This window comes from Loktanella salsilacus, assembly GCF_024206795.1.
Lineage (GTDB): Bacteria > Pseudomonadota > Alphaproteobacteria > Rhodobacterales > Rhodobacteraceae > Loktanella > Loktanella salsilacus.
In genome coordinates this window covers 2,863,082-2,886,824 of record NZ_CP072994.1, presented here as the reverse complement: position 1 = coordinate 2,886,824, position 23,743 = coordinate 2,863,082, and the positions used below count along the sequence as shown (strand labels likewise).

Here is a 23,743-nt window from a genome sequence, read left to right as displayed (position 1 = left end):
CCCATGGAACGAAATCTAACATTGATCGCGCTATTCGCCGCGCTGATCGCGGCGCTGGGCCTGATCCCGCAACTGACGCTGGCATTCGGCGTGCCGATCACAGCGCAAAGCCTTGGCGTCATGCTGTGCGGCACTGTTCTGGGTGCAAAGCGCGGCGCGCTGGCGGTGCTGCTCTTCGTGCTGCTGGTGGCGATTGGCCTTCCACTGCTTGCTGGTGGTCGCGGCGGCCTTGGCGTCTTTGTCTCGCCCACCGCTGGCTTTTTGATCGGCTTTCCGTTTGCTGCGTTCATCACCGGCTTGATCGTTGAAAACTGGCGCAATGGCCCGCTGGCCTTGGTGGCCGGTGCTGCATCTGTCGTAGGCGGCATCTTGGTGCTTTACGCGTTCGGCATTTCTGGTCTGGCATGGGCATTGCAAAAGCCGCTGGCCGAAGCCGCATTGTTGGTCACCGCGTTCATCCCGGGCGATCTGATCAAAGCCGTCTTGGCTGGCGTGATCACCGCTGCACTGGCGCGTGCGCGTCCCGACAGCGTGCTGTCGCGCGCATGACCCAGACGGATGTCGACAGGTTACTGGCGCAGCGCCAATCGGTGCGCGCCTTCCTGACGGCACCTGTCACAGCCGCCGATGTCAGTGCGATCCTGACATCGGCGCGCCTTGCCCCCAGTGGCGGTAACTTGCAGCCGGGGCACTTTACGGCGCTGACCGGCGCACCGCTGAACGGCCTAAAGGGCAACTTGGCGGATGCCATCGCGGACGGTCGTCCGCAGATCGACGGCTATTCCTATTTCCCCGACCCGATGCCGCCTCAGTTCAAGGCGCGCCAACGCGGCGCGGGCTATGCGCTGTATGAAGCGTTGGGTATCGCGCGGCGCGATCTGCCGGGGCGGCGGGCGCAGTTCGCCCGCAACTATACGTTTTTCGATGCGCCCGTCGGCATTGTCGTGACGATTGAGCAGGGCATGGGCAAGGGCTGCTACATGGATCTTGGCATGGCGCTGATGGCGCTGTTCATGGCCGCGCAGGGGCGCGGTTTGGCCGCGACGGGCATCGGCGCGCTGGCAAGTTACGGCGATCTTGTTCGGTCCCACCTTAGTCTGCCAGACGATCACACCGTCGTTTGCGGGATCGCGCTGGGCTATGCTGATCCGGCTGCCCCAGTGAACCAGTTCCGCACCGACCGGGCGGAATTCGACGAATACGCGCAACTGCGCGGTTTCGAGGATTAGACCTGCAACAGCAGCGCCGTCCCGATCCCGCCTGCCGCAGCGATGGCGGCAAGGCCGTGGCCGCCGGTCTTTTGCAACGTATGAAAAAGCCTCACTGCGTTGATCGCGCCAGAGGCACCGATGGGGTGCCCCCGCGCCAAGGCTCCGCCGCCGATATTGACGCGTGCGGGATCAAGGCCAATGCCTTGGACGCAGGCGATGGCTTGGACGGCATAAGCCTCCATGATCTCTGCTGTATTGATATTCGTAGATTTAAGGCCCGCCATTTGCATCGTTTCTTGCGCAGCCGCAATCGGTGCCGTCCCCGGCATATCTGGCCTGCCACCAATCGTTCGCCCCCCGACGACACGTGCTTTTGCCGCCGTAAACCCTGCGGCGATCCTGTCCGAGACGAAGACAACAAAGCCCGCCGCATCGGCCGAAACGGCGGCATTGGCCGCGGTAATCGTCCCTGCCACAGGCTGCGCGCGTGCGCAGGTTCTTAAGGATAATGACCGGGTAAATGCATCCTGCGTCACACCCGCAAGCGTGACGATTTCACGCTGCAAGACTGCTTGCGCCGACCGTGCCTTGGCGTGACTTTCTACAGCCCATGCGTCCTGCGCCGCGCGGTCGATGCCCAGCATCCGGCCCAAGTCATCCGCCGCCTGCGCCATGTCGGGATCGCGGTCTGGCCAAGGGGTGAAGGCTGCCTGATCATAGGGCACCGGCGTCCGTCCGTCGGCAAAGGTCTGCATGCGGAGCGGGCGGCGCGACGTGCTCTCGGCCCCGCCAGCGATAATGACATCAGCGCGGCCCGCAGTGATCAAGGCATCCGCTAGCAGGATTGCATCCATACCGCTGACGCATTGCCGATCTATGCTGAGTCCCGCAACCCGCGTCGGCAACCCCGCCGCCAAGGCGCAAAGCCGCGCTGGATTGCCGCCAGCGCCAAGCGCGTTGCCGACGATGACCTCGTCCACTTGGGCGGCGTCCAGTCCTGCGTCCGCCAAACAGGCCTGTATCACCGGGGCGGCGAGGTCATAAAAAGATAGCGCGGCAAATGCACCGCCAGTAGGCACGACGGCGGTGCGGCGGGCGGCGAGGATAACGCTCATGTTAGGTCCTGCGCCAAAGCAGTGATCGCGGCGTAGTCCGGTTTGCCTGCGGGCAGCAGCGGCAGGGCTGGCACGGTATGGATGCGCTGCGGCGCGGCAAGGGGGCCAAGCTGCTTGCGGCAGGCGCGTAGCACGTCCGCTTTGGCCATATCGCAGTCGCCGCCCAAGACCGCGACCAGCCGCGCGCCGCGCCGCGCATCTGGCAGGGCGACAACGGCGGCCTGCGCCCCCGGTACAAGTGCCGCCAAAAACGCCTCTACCGCTTCTGGAAAGACGTTGTGGTCGGACACGGTAACCATGCGACTGCTGCGGCCCAGCACAAAAAGGTTGCCATCCGCGTCCAAGCGTCCGACCTCTCCGACGGTCAGGAAGCCGCCCTTCCACTCTGTATCGCTGCTGCTGCCCTGCGCGTAACTGTGGAGCAAGTAGGGGCTGCGCACCCAGATCATGCCTTTAGGATCAAGGCGCAGGGTCACGCCGGGATAGGGTTTGCCGACTGACCCGGACGGCGTGTTTGCGTCGGTCCACGTGATAAAGCTTGTCTCTGCCGCGCCGTAGAACTGGATCAGCCGCGCGTTGGGGCAGGTTCTTGCGCTTGCCGTGATTGTTTGCGCAGACAACCGCCCGCCGCCGACCATGATGTGCTGCACGGCGGGCAGGGGGATGCCCGCCGCGCAGATCAGATCCAGTTGGACCGGCGTCAGGTAAAGCACCGTAGCGCCCTGCGCCGCCAATGTCGCAGCCCAGCGATCCGGGCGCACCTGCGCAAGGCTGACGATGGCTGCCCCATGATGCGCGGCCTCTAACGCGGCATAAAGCGCGAGGGACGCACCGAAGCCTGAAAAGTACGCGACACAAGATTGCGGACCAAGGTCCAGTGCCGCTGCGTTCACCGCAAAGCTGGCCTGCCATGATGCCGGTGTCCTGCGGATCACCTTGGGCGCACCAGAAGAGCCTGACGTCTCACACAGCAAATCCGCGCCGGAATGCCCCGCGACGCCGCCTTGGCCCGCGCGCAGGCCTGTCCCCGCGCGGACCAATGCGGCCAGCGCGGTCAGATCAGGGGGCGGCGCGATCAGGCGCGTATCGGGGTGCCAATGGAACGAGGCGGTCATTTACGGCGACTTTCAAAGGCTTTCAGCCCTGATGACAAATCGCATTTGCCCGCCTCATGCAATCGCGCCTTTAAAGCAATTCGTGCCAGCCCGTTGTCGTTTGCCGATAGCTGTGGCGGCTTTCAGGCACAAAGCGCAGTGTGTCAGCCGTTGCGGTCATACGCTGGGCGGTGATCTGATCGCCGTCCAGATCGATGATCGCGTATTCATTCGCCTCGCCGCGCAGGCGGGTCGACAGGCCGGTACCGCAATGGATTTGCAGCGTCATAGCATCGCTTTTCTGCGCGACGAACGGCTCTACCGTCCACGTGTGCAGGTGCCCGGACAGGATGACGTGCGGACCGCAGGCGGCCCAATAGGTCAAGGCGTCAGCCGCCCCTTTCATCACCTTCTTTTCGACCTCTGGTCGATGGTGGAACGGGTGGTGCGCCATGATGATGACCGGCTTGTCCTGCGCCGTACGTATAACCTTGCCAACCCGGTCAATCTGGCCTTGGCGGATCAGACCGCGCTGATGGCTCCAGCGATGTGTCGTATCAAGGCCGACGATGACGGCATCAGCGGTTTCGATCATTGGTTCTGGATCAGGCGCGATCCAACGGCGATAGGCGGCGCGGGGGGCAAGGGCGCGGGCGATCACGTTAAACAGCGGAATATCATGATTGCCCGGCACGGCGATCCACGGGTGCTGCAACCGGTCGACAAACGCGCGGGCGTCGCGGAATTGGCTGGCGCGGGCGCGTTGCACAAAGTCGCCAGCGATGACGATCAGGTCGGGGCTCGCGGCGGTAATTGAATCCAGCAGCGGCGGCACCAGATCAGGTTGCGCGCGGCCAAAGTGTAGATCGGTAAGCAAAGCAAGGCGCATCAGGTGACCTTTTCCGCTGCCGCGTCTGGCACGCGAACGTGCAACGCGCCGGGGCGTATTTTGAAATGGTAAGGTCCCATCATCAGGGCATTTTCACCGTCCCGCGCGACAAGGCGACGCTTTTTGCGGGCAGAGATCGTGATCTCATGTCCGGTGTACATCAGATAATCCTCTCCGCGATGGATGCCCCCGAATAGGATCTTGGCCGCCCGCCACAGCAGTTGAATGCGGTTGTTATCAGGCGCGAGGATCAGCGCCAATTTGCCCTGCCGCACCGCATCAGCGCCATCGAAATCGTACTGCTCAAGCTGGTAGGCACTGCTAGCCACAAACGCCATAGGAGAGCGGACATGCATCGTTTTGCCGTCCACGGTGACGGTCAGTTTCAGTGAATTATACAGTGTCAGCATCGCCTTAATCACCGACCAATAGGCTGCGATCCGGCTGCGGCCCCATTGTTTGTAGACCCCCTCGCGCACGTCCAGCACCGTGGCATAGGCCCCTAGGCTAGCGTTGTTCAGAAACACTTTGCCGTTCACCTCGCCGACCGGGGCGGGCACGATATGTCCGCTCAGCGCTGTTTCCAGCGCCTCGGCCGGGTCTTCGGGGATACCAAGGCCGCGGGCGAAAAAGTTGAAGGTGCCCATTGGCAGAACGCCCAGTGCAACGCCTGTGTCGACCAATCTGGCGCTGACGCCGCAGACTGTACCGTCGCCGCCTGCCGCCACAATCGTTGTGTATCCGGCCGCGATGGCGTCCTGCACGGCGCGGTCCAGTTCGCTGGGATGATCTAGCAACTTTAGGTCTGCGCGCGGATCATTTCGGATGCTTTCAATCAGGGCGGCCGTGGCTGGCGCGTCCTTCTTTTTGCCAGAGGCTGCGTTGAGGATGACGCATATTTCGGGTTTCGTCATCGCTCTTCCCTTCGGTCCACCGCGGTTCAAATGCGCGAGATGGGCAAGTTGTTCCACGGGGTGTGTGTTTCACATCTATCGCAGCCAGTCGCACGAACGTGAGAAGATTTCCCCTGCCGCGGCCCTAAATTTCATGGTAACTTAATGATGGGCAAAGCGCCGCGCGTGCGCCAAACCCCGGGCAGAGAACAGGAATCAGATATGAAACAGACATTCTCGCGCCGGACGGCGCTTGGCATTGCAATCGGCAGTCTTGCCGCGCCGACATTGCTGCGGGCGCAAACGCTGCCCGGCGGCGTGACCCGCAACGTCGCGGCGTTCCGTACCTATGATTGGCAAGAACATTTTGACACTCTGTCCGGCATGCCGATGCTGGTCGCCGATACGCAAGCCCGCGCGATACATTACTGGGATGCGCAAGGCGGCGATTACCGCGTTTACCCGACCTCTGTCCCGAAAACGGACGAACTGACAAAGCGTGGCTTTACCGAGATCGTGCGCAAAAAGGTCGGCCCGGACTGGACCCCGACTCAGTCGCAAAAGGAACGCTTTGGCTGGGAATATATCCCGCCCGGTCCCGAAAGCCCGATGGGCACGCACGCCATGTACCTTAGCTGGCCTGCCTATGCGGTTCACGGCACCCATGACACCCGCAAGATCGGCCGCCCGTCGTCCGACGGCTGCATCGGCCTTTATAACGAGAAGATCGCAGAGCTGTTCGAGCTTTGCCCGCTTGGGACCAAAGTCCGCATCCTTTAAGGCGCGATTGCGCTGCACGTTAAGGCCGCCGGGGATGACCCGGCGGCCTTTCGCGTTTTACGGCAAATAGGTTTCAATCGCGCGCCCTTGGCCGCTGGCGTAGTCGCGGCCGACTTGCATCCAATCAATGCGCCCTGCCGCGCTCCAATCTGGCTGACCCGTCGTGGCGGGGATCGTCGTGATATCGTTTGGCACAGGCTGGGTCGCCGTGCCGCTGCGGTAGGTCACGATGCGCTGGCCTTCGGTGAAGTCATCCATCGTCTGCGCCCAAACCCCCTCTGGCAGGATCAGATCCAAGGCCCGCGCCTTTGGGTCATAGGCGGCGGTGAAAAGCGTGCCAAAGCCTTCGGTATAGCGGTCCTGCAGCAATGGTGCGCGGCGGAACTGGTGCGACAAAGACCGGGGCGCGCCGCGCAATGTGCGCAAATGGGCATGGCGTTCATGGGTGCGAGTAAAGGCAGGGCGATCCGCTTGGCTGCCGTCGCTTTGGTGGTTCGTGGCAATCGCCTGCGGCATCTGCCGCGCCCCGCCGCCGGGATATAGCTCTACACTGGCCGTCCGGCCCGCCGCATCGGCGATGACAACGTTATAGGCCATATGCGACGGCACGCAGTCCAATACGGCCAGTGCCTGATCCACCGTTTCGCAGGTTTCCAGCACATAGCGCAGGATCGTGGTGATGCCGAACCCTTTGCCCGTCTGGGTCCGTCCGCCATAGGCCAAGGCAATCGACAGGCCTGCGTCGTTGATCCCGTCCGACAGCCCCCACAGGAATTCGACCATGCCCATCACGCGCCGCCCGGTCCAAGCCGTATGCAGCATCAACCCTTCGTTCAGGTTGGGCGACAGGTCATAATTGCGCACCAACCGCACGTCGTTCTCGTCGGACACCGCAGCAAGCGAGCAGCCGCCAAGGTATTGCGGCGGGCACCACGTCGACAAGAATCGCGCAGCCCGATCCCCGCCGCCAGCGAGTGTGACAAGGCGGTCGTAGGTGGGGATCAGTTCGGGCATGTGCCGTTCCAGCGCCGCACGGCAAACAGCCCGGCTGGGGCCATTGTCGCCGCCGCGGGCAACGAACCACGGCTCATACTCAGGCCATGACCGCGCCCAGCGGGCAGCCCATTTCCGGCCGGGGGACGCCTCTGATACAGCGTCAAAGGTCAGGGACATATCGGTCATTTCGGTGCCTTTCCGGCAAGATCAAAGAAGAAACGCACCATCTCGGCGCTCGCATCTGGTCCTTTGGCGTCGGTATAGCTGCCACCGGGCCGGCCGCCGGACCACGCATGACCCAGGCCCGCGATTTCCCAATGTTCCAGCAAAGCGCGACCATCGTTTCCGCGCGATGTGCGCAGAGTCCAGTCGCGCCCGTTGGTGGTGCCGTTCGTGTCCGCCTCTATCGTTCGGGCGGCGTGGTTGATCGCATGGGCCGCGATACGTGTGCCATTGATGGGGGCGACGGTGCTGTCGCTGCCGCCGTGAAACACAATTGTTGGCGGCATCGGGCCGGGGGCCGCAGGCTCTGCCGCTTGGCCGTTCATCGCGGCAAAGGCTGTGGGTACATCGCGCGCGGCCGAATAGGGCAGGCCGGAATGCGCGCCGACAGCGGCAAAGACGTCGCCATAGGTCTGGCCAAGGATCACTGCCATGGCCGCCCCGGCGGACAGGCCAGCCACAAAGGTGCGATCTGCCGTGATGCCGTAATCTGCCGCGATTTTCTGGGTCATGGCCGCGATGATGGCAGGCTCTCCGCGACCGCGCAGCTGATCGCCCCGGCTGAACCAGTTCCAGCACGACTGCGCATTGTCGCCCCGCGATTGCTGGGGATACAGCACGATGAAACCGTTCCGGTCGGCATGGGCGTTCATCCCCGTGCCAGCGGCAAAATCAGCCGCGTTCTGCGTGCAGCCATGCAGCATCACGACCAATCCGGTCGCGCCGTCTTTGGCGGATTCTGGCACATGCAGCAGGTAATCGCGCGATCCTGCGTCACAGGTAAACTGGTTCATGCCCAGTGCAGTAGCACCGGGAGCTGTGCCAAAACTGGGCATCTGCGGCATAGTCCAGTTGGCCATGGGGCTGGCCGCATCGCCGCCGGGCATCAGCCCATGTTGCGACAGGGTGCGGCGGACAAGGTCATTGGCTGCGGTCAGGCGTGCGTCGTCATTCGCCCGGCGCGGTGCGCCAGCGTGAAAGGGAAACATGATATCGGTCCTTGTGATGGGGCGCATCGCCCCGAAAAATCAGAAAATACGATCAGACAGAGCGGTTTTGACCTCTTTACTGGCCTGAAGCGCGCCCAGAACGGTGATTGAACCGATCGTGGCTAGCGCCAGATCCGGGCTCACATCAGGGGCAATGCGGGCCAGACCTACGACCTTGACGTGCAAGACTTCGCCGGCGCGTTGCAGGCTTTCCAGATCGGCGCGAGTATAGTCGCGCAGGCCCAGTTCCATTGTGTGGCGTTCAATCGACTTACTGACCGCCTCTGTATGAGTGCCAAGCTGATTGCGGATCGCGGTGCGGATAAAATCGGTGCGGTTGGAATAGAACCCCTCCTGCACCAGCAAATCGATCCGGCCCAGATCAACATAGCCAAGGTTAATCGTGATCTTTTCGCTGTCCGGCGTTTTGTCACGCAGCTGTCTGATGTTGCTCATGGCGTTTCTCCATCTGTGTGGATGGTATATGGATGTATTATTCCCTTGCGCAAGTCCGCTGCGATGAATCGCCAAAGTATCAGGCGAAGTCTTGCGGTCGCGCAGCTTTATCGGTTTTATCGCTGAGCGCCGAACTGGCGTATTGATGCAAGGAATGGGCGACATGGACTTTTTGGCACGCGTAACGGCGATGGTTGGCGGCACGATGGTGCTGCTGCGGCGCATGTCGGCCCCGACACTGCAAGCGGTCGGAGCCGCGCCCAGCATCCCCCAAGCGAAAAAGCAGGGCTTGATGACGCTGAAAATGCCGACAGCGCAGGGCTGGTCGGACGGCCACGTACCCACGACCGCGCCGGGGCTGAAGGTCAACGCCTTTGCCAGCGACTTGCTGCACCCCCGCTGGATCGAAGTGCTGCCAAACGGTGACGTTTTGGTCGCCGAGGCGCTGCAAGAAGCCAGCAAACCCAAAGGTTTGATCGACCGCGCCGCACAGGCCACCATGCGCCGCGCCCGCGCGCTGGGCGTCAGTGCGAACCGCATTACCCTGTGGCGCGACGTCGATGGCGACGGCATCGCAGAAGAGCGGCACGTCTTTTTGGAAAACCAGCGCCAGCCGTTCGGCATGGCCTTGGTGGACGGTAAATTCTACGTCGGCAACACCGACGGCATCGTGGTCTTTGACTATACCGAAGGCGCGACCAAGCTCGAAGGTCCGGGTCGCAAGCTGGTCGATTTCAAGCCCGGCGGCCACTGGACGCGCAGCTTGATCGTCTCGCCTGATAAAACGAAAATCTACGCCGGTGTCGGATCGCTGACCAATATCGCGGACGAGGGGATGGAGGCCGAAGAAGGCCGCGCCTGTATCTGGGAACTGGACCTTGCGACCGAAAAGGCCCGCATCTTTGCCAGCGGGTTGCGCAATGCTGTCGGCACCGCGTGGGAGCCTGTGACAGGCAAGCTGTGGACCGTGGTCAACGAACGCGACGGGTTGGGGGACGAGACGCCGCCCGATTACCTGACCAGCGTGCAGGACGGTGGCTTTTACGGTTGGCCGTTTTGCTATTGGGACCGCATCGTCGACGACCGCGTGCCGCAGGACGCGGCCAAAGTGGCCAGCGCGATCACGCCGGATTACGCGCTGGGCGGGCATACCGCGTCGCTGGGCCTGTGCTGGGTGCCTGACGGCACGCTGCCGGGCTTTGGCGCAGGCATGGCGATTGGCCAGCACGGATCGTGGAACCGCTCAACCCTGTCCGGCTATCGTCTGATCCACGTGCCCTTTACGGATGGCAAACCATCGGGGCCGCCCCGCGATATCCTGTCAGGCTTCCTCGCGCCGGATGAAAAGGTGTCTTACGGTCGCCCCGTGGGCGTCACTGTCGGGGCCGATGGCAAGTCGCTGCTGATGGCAGATGACGTGGGCGATATCATCTGGCGTGTGACCGCGGCGTAATCGCCTAGGTTTCACCCAGCGGGATCACATCAACGGACTGGCGGCTTTTCTGGCCGCCACTACCGCGCAAAATCCCCCGGATCGGCGAAACATCCGCATAGTCGCGGCCGTGCGCCACAATGATATGCGACTGATCCGCGACACGGTCATTGGTTGGATCAAACGCGAGCCAGCCGGCATTCGGGCCGCACCACGCCCGCACCCAAGCATGCATCGCATCCGCGCCCTCTAGCCGCGGCATGCCTTGCGGTGGCTGGGTGCGCAGATAGCCGCTGACATAGCCCGCGGGGATACCGATGCCGCGCAGGCAGGCGATCATAATGTGGGAAAAGTCCTGGCAGACGCCGTGCCGTTTCGCGAAAGCCTCGCTCGCGGGGGTGTCGACGGTCGTGGCCGCGGCGTCAAAGCGCATCGTTTCATGCAGCGCGCGGCCGACGGCAATGATCGCCTGCGCCGTCGTCATGTCGGACGTGATATGCGCCGCCGCAAAGCGCGTCATGCTCGCATCAAGCGGAACACGGGGCGAGGCGGCCGTAAAGTGAACGGGGCTGTCCGGCCCCATATCGCGGCACCGCGCCACAGCGTTGGCCAGTGCGGACAGCGGCAATGACGGCGCGGGCGCGGCGGATGGCGCTGTTTTCTCGATCCGTGCTTGCACCGACACCTCGACCCCTTGGTGCGGGGCATCAATGGCAAACTCGACGACGGCATTGCCAAAGAAATCCACGCGGTCATGGCGATGTGCCGGGGCGGGGTGCAGGTTCAAAAGACCCGCAATCAAGCGCTGTTCGCCTCCCAAATCGCGCGGCATCACACAGACCAGATGTCGCCCGGCAGAGGCGAAGCCAGCGTAGTCCGTCGCAATCGTCAGGCGGATGTCGTAGATCATTGCAAGAATGCGCTGTTCAGCGTGATGGACAGGGCCAGCACCTCTGATAGGGCCGCATTCAGGGCTTTGGTGTCCAATGTTTCGACCCGGTGCACGGCAAAGCTGGTCTGCAATGTGCGTACGCCGCGTTCGAAATCGGTCATGTAGCCTTGCGGCGAGGTCGCGGTCAGCCCGGTGACCCGGTCCAGCAGCACGTCCAGTTGAAACCGCACCGCCCGCGGGTTCGCCGGGTCCAGCGCCAGCAGGTCGATCACAGAGTCGCGGCTGGCGATGGTGGCATAGCGCTGGCGATGCACGATCATGCTGTCGCCAATTTCCAATGCAAGGTCTAGCGCCCCGTCAGGCGCTGCGGGATCGGCCCAGCGCGCCAGCAGGCTTGTCGTCATCGCAGCCCGTTCCAGCGCACGGCCCATCGTCAGAAAATGCCAACCCGCCGTGCGATACATGTTGTCTTGCGTCAGGCCCGCAAACCCGACCGCTTTGCGGAGCAGCACGCCCGTCGCCAAGGCCGCGTCATCACCAAAGCGCGCGGTCTTTTGCATCTGCTTTAGCGTCATTTCCATATCGGTCAGGGCCGCCCAGCCATCAACGCTGAACCGGTCGCGGATCTGGCTTGCGGCATTGACCGCGCCGGACAGGGTCTGGCACAGCCCTTGGGGTAGGGGGGGGTCGATCTTGACCCCATGAACCGAAAGCTGCCCCGCGATCGTACCCAGCAGCACGCCAGATGCACCCTCTGACCGGCGACCATGATAGGCGCGCAGCAGGCGCAGCTGACCTTCGGTGCGTTCGATATAGCGGCCCAGCCAGAACAGGTTATCTGCCGCGCGGCTTGGCAGCGCTTCGGTGCTTGCGCGTTGAAATGGTGTGCTGGACGGGGCAGGCAACAGGGTTGGCGTCGCGACGGGGGTGTCGGCGACAACCCAGACGTCGGCCACCGCACCGCCGCGTCGCATTGATACGGCAGAGGCATCCTGCCCCGCGCCAACCCGCGCGAAACCGCCGGGCATGACGTCCCACCCATTTGGGCCGCGCGCCAAAAAGACGCGCAGCGTCATCGGACGCGGCACCAAGGCACCGTTCTCAAAGACGGGTGTCGTCGAAAGAGTGACCAGCTCTTTGGCCATTAAGCTTGGCGCATTCGCGGCCAACCACGTGCTGACTTGGCTGTTTTCGCTGTGAAATAGCGTGCCGCCAATCGCATGGGGCGCGGTGCCCTCGTGCGGCATCCGGGTCGCCTGCGCCGGCCCGATCATCATGCGCGACGCGTGGCGTTGGACGTGGGCCAACTGCTTTTCCCCGCCGCACCACCATGTGGCGACGTTAGGCAATTTCAGGTCAGCCCCGGTCAACGCCCGGCTGATAGCAGGCAGAAACGCCATCAGAGCCTGCGTTTCCAGCACACCCGCGCCCAGCGCATTGACCATGGTCACATGGCCATGCCGGATCGCAGACATCAGCCCCGGCGTGCCAAGTTGGCTGTCGCTGCGCAGCTCTAGCGGGTCGGACCACACGCTATCCATGCGGCGCCAAAGCACCTCGACCGGAAGGGGGCCTTTGACGGTGCGGGCATTCAGCCGTCCGTCCTGCACCGTCAGATCGCCGCCTTCCAGCAGGGGCAGACCCAGATAGCGGGCGATATAAGCCTGTTCATAATAGGTATCGGTCAGTGGGCCGGGCGTCAGGATCGCGGCAGCGCTATTGGCGTCGGATTTCAGCCCTGACAGGGTGGTGCGGAAGGTGTCGAAAAATCCCGCAAGCCTCCGCACGTTCGCGTCCGCGTAAAGTTCGGGAAAGACATGCGTCGTCGCGATCCGGTTTTCCAGCGCAAACCCCGCGCCAGAGGGCGCATCGGTCAGATCCTGCAGCACCCACCAGCGCCCATCAGGGCCGCGTCCCAGTTCGAACGCGCAAAAGTGCAAATAGGGCGTGTCCTCGGGTTGCGCACCAACCATCGGACGCAGCCATTCGGGATTGGCGGCGATCAATTCGGCGGGCAGGTGCCCCTGCGCAATCAGATCGTTGTCGCCGTAAAGATCAGCGGCAATCTGCTCAAGCAAATCGGCGCGCTGCATCAACCCTTCGGTGATGGTGTCCCAGTCCGATTGGGCCAGCACCACAGGCACGGGGCTATAGGGCCAGTCGCGCGTGGCGGCATTGGTGTCGCCATACTTGCGGAAAAACACGCCCGCATCCGCCAGATGCTGCTCGCCTCGGCCAAAGGCCTCTGCCACCTCTTGGTTCGACATCGCCGACAAATGGTCGATCAGCGGGGCCCAGACCGGGCGCATGTGGCCCGCGGCGTCACACAATTCGTCCGGAACACCCGGCAGGGGGCGGTAGCTGTCGAACAGCGACCGCCCAGCGGACGTCACAGGCCGGGTTTGCGGCGCAGATCCAAAGTCATCGGACATGAGGGGTGGGGTGTTTCTGAAACTGGTTCATAATTCCCCGCACTATGACCATGCGGTTCGAACCGGGCAAGGCGGCGTGCTTCTGCCTCGTTCCCATTGACGGGGAATGTATCATAATTGCGCCCGCCCGGATGTGCGACATGATAGGTACAGCCGCCAATCGCGCGGCCCGTCCACGTGTCATAGATGTCGAACCTTAGGGGCGCGTTAACAGGCAACTTCGGATGTAGCGCAAGCGGAGGTTGCCACGCCTTGAACCGCACAGCAGCAACAGTTTCGCCATTCCGGCCGGTTGGTTGCATCGGCATCATCCGCTGGTTGCAGGTCACCGTATAGCGGCCCGGATCGGTCGCCGTCAGCTTGGCCTGCAAGCGTTCGACCGAACTGTCGGTGTAGCGCACAGTGCCGCCAATCGCGCCAGTTTCGCCCATGACGTGCCACGGCTCTAGCGCTTGGCGAATTTCCAGATTGACGCCTTCCACATTGACTTCGCCGCAGAAGGGGAAACGGAACTCTGCCTGCGCTTTGAACCATTCGGGGTCCAGATCAAAGCGGTGCTGTTTCAGGTCTGCCAGCACCTCTAGGAAGTCCTGCCAAACCATTTCCGGCAGCATGAAACGATCAAGCAAGGTCGTGCCCCAGCGTGTCAGATTGCCTTTGATCGGGGCCTTCCACATGCGGGCAATCAGAGCGCGGATCAGCAGTTGCTGGGCCAGCGACATGCGCGGGTTTGGCGGCATCTCGAACCCGCGGAATTCCACGAGGCCAAGGCGGCCAGTGGGGCCATCTGGGGAATACAGCTTGTCGATGCAAATCTCGGCGCGGTGCGTATTGCCGGTGACGTCCACCAGCAAGTTGCGCAGCAGGCGGTCCGTCAGCCAAGGGGCGGGCACATCGCCTTCTTCTGGTGTCTTGATCTGATCAAGGGCGATTTCCAGTTCGTACAGGCTGTCCATCCGCGCCTCGTCGATGCGCGGGGCTTGCGACGTGGGGCCGATGAACATGCCCGAAAACAAGTAGGACAGCGACGGATGCCGCTGCCAATGCAGGATGATTGACCGCATCAAATCGGGGCGGCGCAGGAAGGGGCTGTCACCGGGCGTGACGCCGCCGACAACAACATGGTTGCCACCGCCGGTCCCGGTGTGACGGCCGTCGATCATAAATTTGTCGGCCCCAAGACGTAGCTGCCGCGCCTCTTCGTATACCACTTCAGTCGTGTTCACGACGTCGTCCCAAGTGTGGGCAGGGTGGATGTTCACCTCGATCACGCCGGGGTCGGGGGCGACGCGAATCACGTTCAGGCGGGGATCGGATGGCGGGCCGTAACCTTCGATATGCACCGGCACGCCCAGCTTTTTCGCGGCGGCCTCGGCTGCACCGACGAGTTCGAGGTAGTCTTCGACCTCTTCCACGGGCGGCATAAAGATGCACAGGCGGCCATCACGCGGCTCTACGCTGACAGCGGTGCGGACTTTGCCCTTCAGATCGCTGATGACCTGTTCGGTGCGGTCCTGAACCGGCTCTGACGCGGTAAAGCTGGCGCGCGCCTGCCGCGATTCCTCGTCCGCCTCTTCGGCCTTGTCCACGCGGTAGGTCGGCAGCGGGCCGCGGTCTTGCATTGGATCGCCGACGATAACGTGAGGATAGGACGCCTCTGGGATATGCTCTAGCGAACCTAGCGGCAGGCGGTAGCCGACAGGGCTGTCGCCGGGAACAAGGAACAGGTGCCCGCGCCGCATTTCCCAAACTTCGGACAACCATTCGGACTTGGCCTTGGCCTGCCATTTTTGGACGGGGAGGACATATCCAGAGGGTTCATTCAACCCGCGGGCAAAGACGCGGGCCATGCGGTTGCGCGCCTCGGCGTCAGCGAGTTCGTTGTTTTCTGGCGTGACGTTGACGGGCAGATTGCCCTCTTTCAGAACCCAGTCGGCAGGGTCTTCAAACGCAGGAATCACGTTCGCGGGCGGCACGCCGAGCGTTTCCGCCATGCTTTGCAACACGGCCTGCGCCTGCTCTTTGGTCGCGCCCGTCGCATCCTCTGCCGCGATCAGGTCGGGGTCGGTCCAGATCGGTTCACCATCGCGGCGCCAGTAAAGCGAGAAGGTCCAGCGGGGCAGGGTTTCGCCGGGATACCATTTGCCTTGGCCATAGTGCAAAAATCCGCCGGGGGCGAAACGCGCCTGCAAGCGGCGGATCAATTGGTCGGCAAAGATGCGTTTGGTCGGACCGACCGCGCCGGTGTTCCACTCTTCTGCTTCGAAGTCGTCGATGGACACAAACGTCGGTTCGCCGCCCATGGTCAGGCGCACGTCGCCATCATTCAGTGCCTGATCGACCGTGTGGCCCAGCGCATTCAACTTGTCCCAAGCAGCGTCGGAAAACGGCTTGGTGATGCGCGGATGTTCAGCAACGCGGGTGACGGTCATGTCGAAATCAAACGTGACCTCGGCATAGCTGGCCATGCCAGAAATCGGCGCGGCGTTGCTGTAATGCGGTGTCGCCGCCAGCGGGATGTGGCTTTCGCCTGTCAGCAGGCCCGATGTCGGATCAAGGCCGACCCAGCCGGCGCCGGGCAAATAAACCTCGCACCAGGCATGCAGGTCCGTAAAGTCGTTTTCCGTTCCCTGCGGGCCACTAACGGCCTTCAGGTCGGGTTTGAGCTGGATCAGATAGCCGGACACAAACCGCGCGGCCAGCCCTAGATTCCGCAGCAGATTTACCAGCAGCCAAGATGTGTCGCGGCACGATCCCTTGGCCAGTTGCAGGGTTTCCTCTGGCGTTTGCACGCCGGGTTCCATGCGGACAATATAGCCGATGTCGCGGGCCAGCCGCGCATTCAGCCCGACGACAAAGTCGATGGTGCGCTGCGTGTCGCGGGAAATGCTGGCTAGGTAGCTGGCGAACAGCGGCCCCTCGTCAGTGGTGCGCATATAGATCGACAGGTCGTCGACGATGGCTTCGGGGTAGGTAAAGGGGAAGTCCTGCGCGCTATCCTCAACAAAGAAATCGAAGGGATTATAGACGCTCATATCAGCGACGACATCGACCTCGATCTTGAATTCGGTCACCGGGTCCGGAAAAACATATCGGGCCTGCCAGTTGCCGTAGGCGTCCTGCTGATAGTTCACAAAGTGGTTCGCAGGCGTGATCTTTAGACTATGCGACAGCACCGGCGTGCGGCTGTGCGGCGCGGGGCGCAGGCGAATAATCTGCGGCCCCAACGTGACAGGGCGGTCATATTTATAGTGGGTCAGGTGGCGGATCGCGGCAAGGATGGACATGGTCAACCTTTCGATAGAGTTGCCCGACTGTCCCACGATGCAGGCGACACCTCCACCCGCATTCGGGTTTTGGGCGGGTCCGGCCTAGCGGGTGCCTATTTATTGGGCGAAGTTGCTGCGTGGATCAGATCATTGATGAACTGCAGCTTGGCCATAACGCTTTTATTCAGCACAAACGGATACAGATCCGGCTGGCCCATGGCGCGGTTCATATTATTCAGCGCGACAGTGACAGGCACCCAAGCCTCGATCACGGGGGCGATGTCGCGGGCCTTGTAGCCATCAAGCCGGACCTGACAGCCATCCAGCGACAGGGCATAAGACGTCGCCGTTTCAACCCCGTCGGCAATATGCATCCAGTGGGCCCAAGTCTCGGCAAAATCCTCCCACGGGTGGGCGGTGGCATAGGCGCTGATATGCGTCTGCCGCCAGTTCTGCGGCGCGCCGTTGTCATAGTGCCGCTGCAAGGCGACGCTGTAGTCGGCGCGTTCATCACCGAAAAGCGCGCGGTAGCGTTCAATCTGCGGGCTGCCGTCCACCAGCATCGCCCAGTAATAATGGCCAATTTCGTGCCGCATGTGACCGATCAGGGTGCGATAAGGCTCGTCCATCGCGGTGCGGCGCGCGACGCGAACATCGTCATCGCTTTCGGCAATGTTGATGGTAATCAGCCCTGAATCGTGACCCGTCATCACAGGGGTGACGCCATTTGGCCCCTCGGCGTCAGCCAGAAAGTCAAAGGCCAGCCCCATGCCCGGGTCCTGCGCGCGGGTTGGGCGGGGCAGGGACCAGCGGATCAGGGCATAGATCAGTTGACGCTTTGCCAATTCCACGTCGCGCCAGCGCGACAGGTTTCCCTTGGTGCGGGCGTCGGGGACGATGCGGTTGTGTTGGCAAGCGAGGCAAAAGCTGCCCGGCACCGATTTGACCGCCATCCAGTTGCAACCCGCCGCCTGCGCATTGGCACACAGCACAACATCCGGCCCAATCGCGCGCATCACCAGCGCATTGGCATCGAACCCCAGCCGTGTGCCGCAGTTCACGCAGGACTGATTGCGAAAATGCACCTCTTTCGCGCAGGTGGGGCAAGTAAAGCGTTTCATGGGGCTACCGTTCAGGTGACTAGGCCGAAAGGTAGCATGGCGCAGGACCATGGCAACGGCCCCTCGCGCCAAACGCTGTCCGCTAATGCGATCAGCCGCTAGGCGCGTCGGCTGCGATCATGCTGCAGCACGGCCGCCTCGCTGACCGACAAAACGCGCCGGGCATAACCGCCGTAGGCGCCGATATCGCTGCGCAAGTCGGGTACGCGCGCGAACAGGCGATCCTTGTCCGGTGCGGCAATCGTCGCCAGCGCGGCAGAGGCGGGATGGAAGCTTTCGGTCGGCACGTTGTTGGCAAAGACGATCTGATGCTGGGCCAGCATCACGTGAATATAGGTGACCGCGGGCATGCCGCGCTCGCGCAGGACGGCATAATCGTCGATTAAATCGCGAGCAGTGACAAGGACTTCGTCGGTGTTGAACAGCGCGCGGGCCCGCGGTCCGCGCAGCACGATACGGTGGTCAGGCGACACGAGCAGGCCAGCATCGGGCACGTCGCGGTCCAGTGCCCCGGCCCGCAGTCGCACGGGCAGCAAGTCCGGCATCGCCAACATCCGGGCCCCCGTCACGCGGCGGCGGCCAATCCACAGGATTTCTGCGGCACCATTGTCTTGCGTCTGGACCCGGTCGCCTTCGCCCAAGCTGGCCACATCGCGCGGGCCGTCCGGTGTCAGGATCATTGTGCCGGGGGTGAAGCAGATGACACCCTTGGGTGCCTCTTCCGCCTCTGCCCGGGTGGCTGCGTCGATGTCGTCTCTGACGATCCAAAGATCAGTGCGGCGCGGCGGGATATCGTTCAGAAACATCAGCAGCGGTTTGCGCCCAGCGCCGCGCGGGATCAGCGTGACATCCCAGGTGTCATGCCCGTTGGTGACGGTAAACGATTTGTCGAAAAGCGGACCCTGCAGCACCATCGGGGCAGGGCGATGCGCGACATGCGACGACGCGAGCAGCCGCCGCACGGTGAGTGCGGCGCGCTTGCGCAGATCTGCCTGTCCCTCGGATGGTCCCAGCGGAAGGATGGCGTTTGGACCATCCACGCGCACCGGCTCTCCGGTCCATGACCAGACGGCGCCTGTGCGAATACAGCGAACCGGCGCAGAGCTGCGCCCGTCCAGTTCCGTTTGCGACCAAGGGATGACGAACGTGCCGGAAAAGCCCGTTTTCATGCCTGTTTACTCTGCCTCATCTGCCTCGCGTCGTTAATCGCGCGGGGTCATAGGACGACGGTATCAAGCTGGCGGGGCGGCAATCAAGCGGCAGCGGCGCTAAGTCCGTGTTTTTTTGTCAGAAGTTGAAATTAAGTTTCAATGATCCAACGACTTGGCCTTCGTCCTGCGCTTCGAATTCGCGGCTTAGGTAGGTCGCGCCGTAAAAGAACGAAATCCCCGGAACTGGCTGCCAATTCACACCAGCCCTAGCGCGTGTGCGGGTGGGGGACGCAACATAGCCTTGGGACGACGGCAAAAACAGACTGTCTTTTACAGCCGCCACATCGCCGCCTAGCAAGAAACTTACGCCTGTTTCGTCGCCTTGGGTGCCGCGATAAAGTTGCCCTGTTACAACATCGCGCAGCAGTACGTCGCTTTGTCCGACCTTTCCGATCAGCAGATCAGCCCCGGCGCGGACCATATCCTCTGCCCCGGCCTTCGCCTCGACAAAGGGGCGCAGGGTGGCGGTAGGGGTCATGCTGTAGGTGTAACGCGCCTCTCCGCTGCCCTGAAAAGCGAATTGGTTCTTTAAGGCATTGCCGGTCGTCGGACGCGGCAGGCTGAATGCGCGGTGGTATGCCGTCTGAAAGTCATCCAGCCCGGTTTGCGGACCGATCGCCAAAACATCGCCGCCGAGGCTGATTTCGGCCGGGCCAAGGTCATAATGGGTGTGGGCCCCGACGCTGATCATGCCAACATAAGGGCGATCACGGGTGCGGCGGGTGGGGGCAATGATTTCGGTGCGAAAACGATATTCCATCACCTCGCCAATGCCGCGCAGGTCGCCGTCATAGGGTTCTGCCGCGCGCAAGTGGCTGAAAACATAGCTTCCGGTGCGCCAGCGATCAAAGCCATCACCGAACAGATCGTTGTTAAACAGCCTGCCGTTACCGATAGCCTGTTGGGCCGTCAAATTGATTTGCGCGCCCGCCTGCCCGGCTGAAAAACCGGCAAATAATGCGCAAAAAAGGATTAGGGCCAAATGGCGCATGTCATGTCCTATCGTTCGGCCCCCGCCGTATTCGGCCTTGATAATGCAGGCGAGCTTACCTGCGCTAGCGTCCAGAATCCGACAGTCAGAATCATGGCGCTATAGCAACACCCGGTGCCCCGCTACTTCGCCTTAACTTGCAGCCATATGGGTTAAAAAGGCGTGAATAGCTTGCGTTTGTATGCAGAAGCGGTTGGTATGACGATACGCATCTGCAGGCCGGTATGGCCGACTGATCCGACGAAAGGGACACCATGCCAACGACCCAGACCCAAGCGCCGGAAGCCATGGTTGACCATAATGCCGCCAAAGCCATTGTGACGGGACATTGCGCCGACCCCTTCGCGCAACTGGGACTGCAAGATCGCGGCGCGGGCCTGTTGCTGACCGTCTTTGTGCCGGGCGCAGATACGGTCAAGGTGCTGACCGGCAAGGTAGAGGCGGACATGACCGCGCTCCCTGATTATCCCGGCCTTTTTGTTGCAAGCTTGCCAAAGCGGCCAAAGACTTATCGTCTGCGGGCCAGTGCGCAAGGTCATACGTGGGACTTCGACGATCCCTATGCCTTTGGCCCTGTGCTGACGGATGACGACATTTACTACCTCGGCGAAGGCACGCACCAACGCCTGTGGGACGCGCTGGGCGCGCATGTGATGGAACATGAGGGCGTGCGCGGCACTCGGTTTGCGGTTTGGGCCCCCAATGCGCAGCGCGTGTCGGTTGTCGGCGATTTCAACCTATGGGACGGACGGCGTGCGCCGATGCGCAAACGCGGTGGCGGCGTGTGGGAAATCTTTATGCCCGGCATGGGGCCCGGTGATGTCTATAAATACGAGATCGTCGGCATCAATGGCGCGCGCCTGCCGCTGAAAGCTGATCCCATGGGCTTCGGGTCAGAGCATCCGCCGCGCACCGGATCGGTCGTGCGTGATCTGTCCGGCGCCACGTGGCACGACGCGGATTATATGAAAACGCGGGCGGCGGCGCAGAACATCGACGCACCGATCAGCATCTACGAGGTCAATCTTTCAAGCTGGAAACGCGCGCCCGGCAACCGGCCGCTGTCTTATATCGAGCTTGCGTCCGATCTTATCGACTATGTCGCTTGGATGGGGTTCACGCATATTGAACTGATGCCGATCTCAGAGCATCCCTTTGACGGATCATGGGGCTACCAGCCCGTCGGCATGTATGCCCCCACCATTCGCCACGGCACGCCTGACGAATTCCGTGCGCTGGTTGATGCCGCCCATGCCAAGGGTCTGGGTGTGCTGCTTGACTGGGTGCCCGGGCATTTCCCGATCGACGAACATGGCCTTGGCAATTTCGACGGCACCCAGCTGTACGAACACGCTGACCCGCGCGAAGGTTTTCATCAGGACTGGAACACCCTGATCCCGAACTTTGGCCGGAACGAGGTGGCGAACTACTACACCTCTAACGCGCTGTATTGGCTCGAGGAATATCACCTTGATGGCATCCGCGTCGATGCTGTCGCGTCGATGTTGTACCGCGATTACAGCCGCAAGCATGACGAATGGGTGCCAAACTACGACGGCGGCCGCGAAAACTACGAAGCCATCGCTTTGCTGCAAAACATGAACACCCTCACCTACGGCGAGGTGCCGGGCATCATGACCGTGGCAGAGGAAAGTACCGCCTTTCCCGGCGTGTCGCGGCCTGTGGAATACGGCGGGCTTGGCTTTGGGTTCAAGTGGAACATGGGGTGGATGAACGACTCCCTGCGGTACATGGAGCTCGACCCGATCCACCGCAAACACCACCATCACGAGATGACGTTCAGCCTGCACTACGCCTTTGGCGAGAACTATGTCCTGCCGATCAGCCATGACGAGGTCGTGCACGGCAAAGGGTCGATGCTGCACAAAATGCCGGGCAATAGCTGGGAACGCTTTGCTAACCTGCGCGCCTATTACGGGTTCATGTGGACCCATCCGGGCAAAAAGCTGCTGTTCATGGGGCAAGAGTTTGCGCAGTCGCAGGAATGGAACCACAATCAATCGCTCGACTGGCATGAATGCGACGATGGCCGCCACAAGGGCGTCCAGATGTGGGTGCGCGACCTGAATAATTTCTACCGCGATACGCCAAGCTTGTATCTGAACGACACACGTCCCAGCGGATTTAGCTGGCTAGAGGCGAACGATGCCGACCGGTCCGTCTTTGCCTATGTGCGCCATGGCGGCGCAAATGATCCCAAGGTCGTGGTCGTCATGAACATGACGCCGGTGGAACGCCCCGGTTACCGCATCGGCCTGCCCGCAGGCGGGCGCTGGCGCGAGGCGCTTAATTCCGATGCAGAAGCCTACGGCGGCGGCGGTCGCGGCAATATGGGCGGTGTTTCGACGGAAAATATGCCGTGGATGGGGCAAGACTGCTCTGCCACAGTGAACATTCCGCCGCTGTCGACAGTTATATTCATTCAAGACATGTCTTAAGTTTTTTGGGAGGAAAACAATGAAACCCACGCCAAACACTCGCTTGTCCAACCGCGCATTGGCCTTTGTGCTGGCGGGGGGGCGGGGAAGTCGCCTGAAAGAGCTGACCGACAACCGCGCGAAACCTGCGGTCTATTTCGGCGGCAAAACGCGGATCGTCGACTTTGCCCTGTCGAATGCCTTGAACTCTGGCATCCGCAAGATGGCGATCGCGACGCAGTACAAGGCGCATAGCCTGATCCGCCACTGCCAGCGCGGTTGGGGGTTTTTGCGGGCGGAACGGAACGAATTTCTGGACATCCTGCCTGCGTCCCAGCGCATGGGCGAAACGAAATGGTATGTCGGCACCGCCGACGCGGTCACGCAGAATATCGATATCATCGACAGCTATGACATCGAATATATCGTCATTCTGGCGGGCGATCACATCTACAAGATGGACTACGAGATCATGCTGCAACAGCATGTGAACACCGGCGCAGACGTCACCATCGGCTGCCTGACCGTCCCCCGGATGGAAGCGATAGCCTTTGGTGTGATGCACGTTGATACCGACAGCCGCATCACCGACTTTCTGGAAAAGCCCAGCGACCCGCCCAGCATTCCCGGCGATCCAGATCATGCGCTTGCCTCGATGGGTATCTATATCTTCGACTGGAAATTCCTGCGCGAACGGCTTTTGGCCGATATGGAAGACGCCAATTCCAGCCACGATTTCGGCCACGACATTATCCCGCATGTCGTGAAACACGGCAAAGCCATGGCGCACCGCTTTAGCGATAGCTGCGTGACGTCCGGGCTGGAAACAGAGCCTTACTGGCGCGATGTGGGCACGATTGATGCCTTTTGGCAGGCGAATATCGACCTGACCGAATTTACACCGCCGCTGGATTTGTATGACAACGCATGGCCGATCTGGACTTATTCCGAAGGCGTGCCGCCCGCCAAGTTCATCCATAACGAAGACGGCCGTCGCGGCTCTGCTGTGTCGTCGATGGTCAGCGGTAATTGCATCATCTCTGGGTCAACAGTGACGGAATCGCTGCTCTTTACCGGGGTACGGACACATTCTTATGCCTCGCTTGACCGGGTTGTCGCGCTGCCGGATGTGCGGGTCCGTCGCAAAGCGCAGCTTAGCAATTGCGTCATCGACCGGGGTGTCGAAATCCCCGAAGGCTTGGTCGTGGGTGCTGATCCTGACCTTGACCGCGCCAACGGCTTTCGCGTGTCCGAAGGCGGTGTCGTTCTGATCACCAAAACGATGATAGAAGCCCTGAACGCCAAGAGGTAG

19 protein-coding genes are annotated in these 23,743 nt (G+C 61.9%); 6 read left to right on the top strand and 13 right to left on the bottom strand.

The window, feature by feature from the left end; genetic code table 11:
- Positions 1-3: 3 nt before the first annotated feature.
- Complete coding sequence (locus tag KBW81_RS13930; RefSeq protein WP_090185452.1) at positions 4-549, top strand: biotin transporter BioY; 546 nt, start codon at positions 4-6, stop codon at positions 547-549.
- Positions 546-1,229, top strand: coding sequence for a nitroreductase (locus KBW81_RS13925; protein ID WP_254247585.1), 684 nt, complete (start codon positions 546-548; stop codon positions 1,227-1,229). The genes KBW81_RS13930 and KBW81_RS13925 overlap by 4 nt, the downstream gene beginning before the upstream one ends.
- Here KBW81_RS13925 and KBW81_RS13920 read toward each other — a convergent pair.
- The 4 genes from KBW81_RS13920 to KBW81_RS13905 all read right to left on the bottom strand — a co-directional run bounded on the left by KBW81_RS13920 (position 1,226) and on the right by KBW81_RS13905 (position 5,223).
- Positions 1,226-2,326, bottom strand: coding sequence for a thiolase family protein (locus KBW81_RS13920; RefSeq protein ID WP_254247584.1), 1,101 nt, complete (start codon positions 2,324-2,326; stop codon positions 1,226-1,228). The genes KBW81_RS13925 and KBW81_RS13920 overlap by 4 nt on opposite strands.
- On the bottom strand, positions 2,323-3,441 hold the full coding sequence (locus tag KBW81_RS13915; protein ID WP_254247583.1) for a class I adenylate-forming enzyme family protein: 1,119 nt from the start codon (positions 3,439-3,441) through the stop codon (positions 2,323-2,325). Before KBW81_RS13915 ends, KBW81_RS13920 begins: the two co-directional genes overlap by 4 nt.
- Positions 3,442-3,511: 70 nt before the next feature.
- Positions 3,512-4,309, bottom strand: a complete 798-nt coding sequence (locus KBW81_RS13910; RefSeq protein WP_254247582.1) for a metallophosphoesterase family protein — start codon at positions 4,307-4,309, stop codon at positions 3,512-3,514.
- The gene (locus KBW81_RS13905) at positions 4,309-5,223 is read right to left on the bottom strand and encodes a diacylglycerol/lipid kinase family protein (RefSeq protein WP_254247581.1); all 915 of its coding nucleotides are present in this window, start codon (positions 5,221-5,223) and stop codon (positions 4,309-4,311) included. The genes KBW81_RS13910 and KBW81_RS13905 overlap by 1 nt, the downstream gene beginning before the upstream one ends.
- 201 nt (positions 5,224-5,424) lie before the next feature.
- Here KBW81_RS13905 and KBW81_RS13900 point away from each other — a divergent pair, with 201 nt between their 5' ends.
- Entirely contained in the window at positions 5,425-5,982 is a 558-nt protein-coding gene (locus KBW81_RS13900) for a L,D-transpeptidase (RefSeq protein WP_254247580.1), read from the top strand.
- 57 nt (positions 5,983-6,039) lie between these two features.
- On the opposite strand, the gene KBW81_RS13895 is transcribed toward KBW81_RS13900, so the two are convergent.
- From KBW81_RS13895 to KBW81_RS13885, 3 genes are read right to left on the bottom strand one after another with little or no spacing between them, the layout of a single operon-like run.
- Positions 6,040-7,164 carry a C45 family autoproteolytic acyltransferase/hydolase gene (locus tag KBW81_RS13895; protein WP_254247579.1) on the bottom strand — a complete coding sequence of 375 codons (1,125 nt, stop codon included), beginning with the start codon at positions 7,162-7,164 and terminating at the stop codon, positions 6,040-6,042.
- On the bottom strand, positions 7,161-8,189 hold the full coding sequence (locus KBW81_RS13890; protein WP_254247578.1) for an extracellular catalytic domain type 1 short-chain-length polyhydroxyalkanoate depolymerase: 1,029 nt from the start codon (positions 8,187-8,189) through the stop codon (positions 7,161-7,163). Before KBW81_RS13890 ends, KBW81_RS13895 begins: the two co-directional genes overlap by 4 nt.
- Positions 8,190-8,228: 39 nt before the next feature.
- Positions 8,229-8,645 carry a CopG family transcriptional regulator gene (locus KBW81_RS13885; RefSeq protein WP_254247577.1) on the bottom strand — a complete coding sequence of 139 codons (417 nt, stop codon included), beginning with the start codon at positions 8,643-8,645 and terminating at the stop codon, positions 8,229-8,231.
- Between the two features lie 163 nt (positions 8,646-8,808).
- Here KBW81_RS13885 and KBW81_RS13880 point away from each other — a divergent pair, with 163 nt between their 5' ends.
- Complete coding sequence (locus KBW81_RS13880; RefSeq protein ID WP_254247576.1) at positions 8,809-10,098, top strand: PQQ-dependent sugar dehydrogenase; 1,290 nt, start codon at positions 8,809-8,811, stop codon at positions 10,096-10,098.
- A gap of 4 nt (positions 10,099-10,102) precedes the next feature.
- Here KBW81_RS13880 and KBW81_RS13875 read toward each other — a convergent pair whose 3' ends face one another.
- The 6 genes from KBW81_RS13875 to KBW81_RS13850 all read right to left on the bottom strand — a co-directional run bounded on the left by KBW81_RS13875 (position 10,103) and on the right by KBW81_RS13850 (position 19,993).
- Positions 10,103-10,987, bottom strand: coding sequence for a transglutaminase family protein (locus tag KBW81_RS13875; RefSeq protein WP_254247575.1), 885 nt, complete (start codon positions 10,985-10,987; stop codon positions 10,103-10,105).
- Positions 10,984-13,401 carry a circularly permuted type 2 ATP-grasp protein gene (locus KBW81_RS13870; protein ID WP_254247574.1) on the bottom strand — a complete coding sequence of 806 codons (2,418 nt, stop codon included), beginning with the start codon at positions 13,399-13,401 and terminating at the stop codon, positions 10,984-10,986. The genes KBW81_RS13875 and KBW81_RS13870 overlap by 4 nt, the downstream gene beginning before the upstream one ends.
- On the bottom strand, positions 13,359-16,688 hold the full coding sequence (locus KBW81_RS13865; RefSeq protein WP_254247573.1) for a transglutaminase family protein: 3,330 nt from the start codon (positions 16,686-16,688) through the stop codon (positions 13,359-13,361). The genes KBW81_RS13870 and KBW81_RS13865 overlap by 43 nt, the downstream gene beginning before the upstream one ends.
- 95 nt (positions 16,689-16,783) lie before the next feature.
- The gene (locus tag KBW81_RS13860) at positions 16,784-17,791 is read right to left on the bottom strand and encodes a zinc-binding metallopeptidase family protein (RefSeq protein WP_254247572.1); all 1,008 of its coding nucleotides are present in this window, start codon (positions 17,789-17,791) and stop codon (positions 16,784-16,786) included.
- A 98-nt stretch (positions 17,792-17,889) separates the two neighbouring features.
- Positions 17,890-18,960, bottom strand: coding sequence for a Hint domain-containing protein (locus KBW81_RS13855; RefSeq protein WP_090185490.1), 1,071 nt, complete (start codon positions 18,958-18,960; stop codon positions 17,890-17,892).
- Between the two features lie 118 nt (positions 18,961-19,078).
- On the bottom strand, positions 19,079-19,993 hold the full coding sequence (locus KBW81_RS13850) for a lipid A-modifier LpxR family protein (protein ID WP_254247571.1): 915 nt from the start codon (positions 19,991-19,993) through the stop codon (positions 19,079-19,081).
- 254 nt (positions 19,994-20,247) lie between these two features.
- On the opposite strand from KBW81_RS13850, the gene glgB reads away from it, so the two are divergent.
- Positions 20,248-22,452, top strand: coding sequence for a 1,4-alpha-glucan branching protein GlgB (gene glgB / locus KBW81_RS13845; RefSeq protein ID WP_392336851.1), 2,205 nt, complete (start codon positions 20,248-20,250; stop codon positions 22,450-22,452).
- A 19-nt stretch (positions 22,453-22,471) separates the two neighbouring features.
- Positions 22,472-23,743 (top strand): glucose-1-phosphate adenylyltransferase, encoded by a 1,272-nt coding sequence (gene glgC / locus KBW81_RS13840; RefSeq protein WP_254247570.1) that lies wholly within the window; start codon positions 22,472-22,474, stop codon positions 23,741-23,743.

What these genes read in the sequence shown, in the direction of transcription:
- KBW81_RS13855 (WP_090185490.1), bottom strand. Translation starts at nt 18,960, where the DNA reads ATGAAAACGGGCTTTTCCGGCACGTTCGTCATCCCTTGGTCGCAAACG.
- KBW81_RS13915 (WP_254247583.1), bottom strand. Translation starts at nt 3,441, where the DNA reads ATGACCGCCTCGTTCCATTGGCACCCCGATACGCGCCTGATCGCGCCG.
- KBW81_RS13870 (WP_254247574.1), bottom strand. Translation starts at nt 13,401, where the DNA reads ATGTCCGATGACTTTGGATCTGCGCCGCAAACCCGGCCTGTGACGTCC.
- KBW81_RS13900 (WP_254247580.1), top strand. Translation starts at nt 5,425, where the DNA reads ATGAAACAGACATTCTCGCGCCGGACGGCGCTTGGCATTGCAATCGGC.
- glgC (WP_254247570.1), top strand. Translation starts at nt 22,472, where the DNA reads ATGAAACCCACGCCAAACACTCGCTTGTCCAACCGCGCATTGGCCTTT.
- KBW81_RS13930 (WP_090185452.1), top strand. Translation starts at nt 4, where the DNA reads ATGGAACGAAATCTAACATTGATCGCGCTATTCGCCGCGCTGATCGCG.
- KBW81_RS13880 (WP_254247576.1), top strand. Translation starts at nt 8,809, where the DNA reads ATGGACTTTTTGGCACGCGTAACGGCGATGGTTGGCGGCACGATGGTG.
- glgB (WP_392336851.1), top strand. Translation starts at nt 20,248, where the DNA reads ATGCCAACGACCCAGACCCAAGCGCCGGAAGCCATGGTTGACCATAAT.
- KBW81_RS13875 (WP_254247575.1), bottom strand. Translation starts at nt 10,987, where the DNA reads ATGATCTACGACATCCGCCTGACGATTGCGACGGACTACGCTGGCTTC.
- KBW81_RS13885 (WP_254247577.1), bottom strand. Translation starts at nt 8,645, where the DNA reads ATGAGCAACATCAGACAGCTGCGTGACAAAACGCCGGACAGCGAAAAG.
- KBW81_RS13850 (WP_254247571.1), bottom strand. Translation starts at nt 19,993, where the DNA reads ATGCGCCATTTGGCCCTAATCCTTTTTTGCGCATTATTTGCCGGTTTT.
- KBW81_RS13925 (WP_254247585.1), top strand. Translation starts at nt 546, where the DNA reads ATGACCCAGACGGATGTCGACAGGTTACTGGCGCAGCGCCAATCGGTG.
- KBW81_RS13860 (WP_254247572.1), bottom strand. Translation starts at nt 17,791, where the DNA reads ATGAAACGCTTTACTTGCCCCACCTGCGCGAAAGAGGTGCATTTTCGC.
- KBW81_RS13865 (WP_254247573.1), bottom strand. Translation starts at nt 16,688, where the DNA reads ATGTCCATCCTTGCCGCGATCCGCCACCTGACCCACTATAAATATGAC.
- KBW81_RS13905 (WP_254247581.1), bottom strand. Translation starts at nt 5,223, where the DNA reads ATGACGAAACCCGAAATATGCGTCATCCTCAACGCAGCCTCTGGCAAA.
- KBW81_RS13895 (WP_254247579.1), bottom strand. Translation starts at nt 7,164, where the DNA reads ATGACCGATATGTCCCTGACCTTTGACGCTGTATCAGAGGCGTCCCCC.
- KBW81_RS13890 (WP_254247578.1), bottom strand. Translation starts at nt 8,189, where the DNA reads ATGTTTCCCTTTCACGCTGGCGCACCGCGCCGGGCGAATGACGACGCA.
- KBW81_RS13920 (WP_254247584.1), bottom strand. Translation starts at nt 2,326, where the DNA reads ATGAGCGTTATCCTCGCCGCCCGCCGCACCGCCGTCGTGCCTACTGGC.
- KBW81_RS13910 (WP_254247582.1), bottom strand. Translation starts at nt 4,309, where the DNA reads ATGCGCCTTGCTTTGCTTACCGATCTACACTTTGGCCGCGCGCAACCT.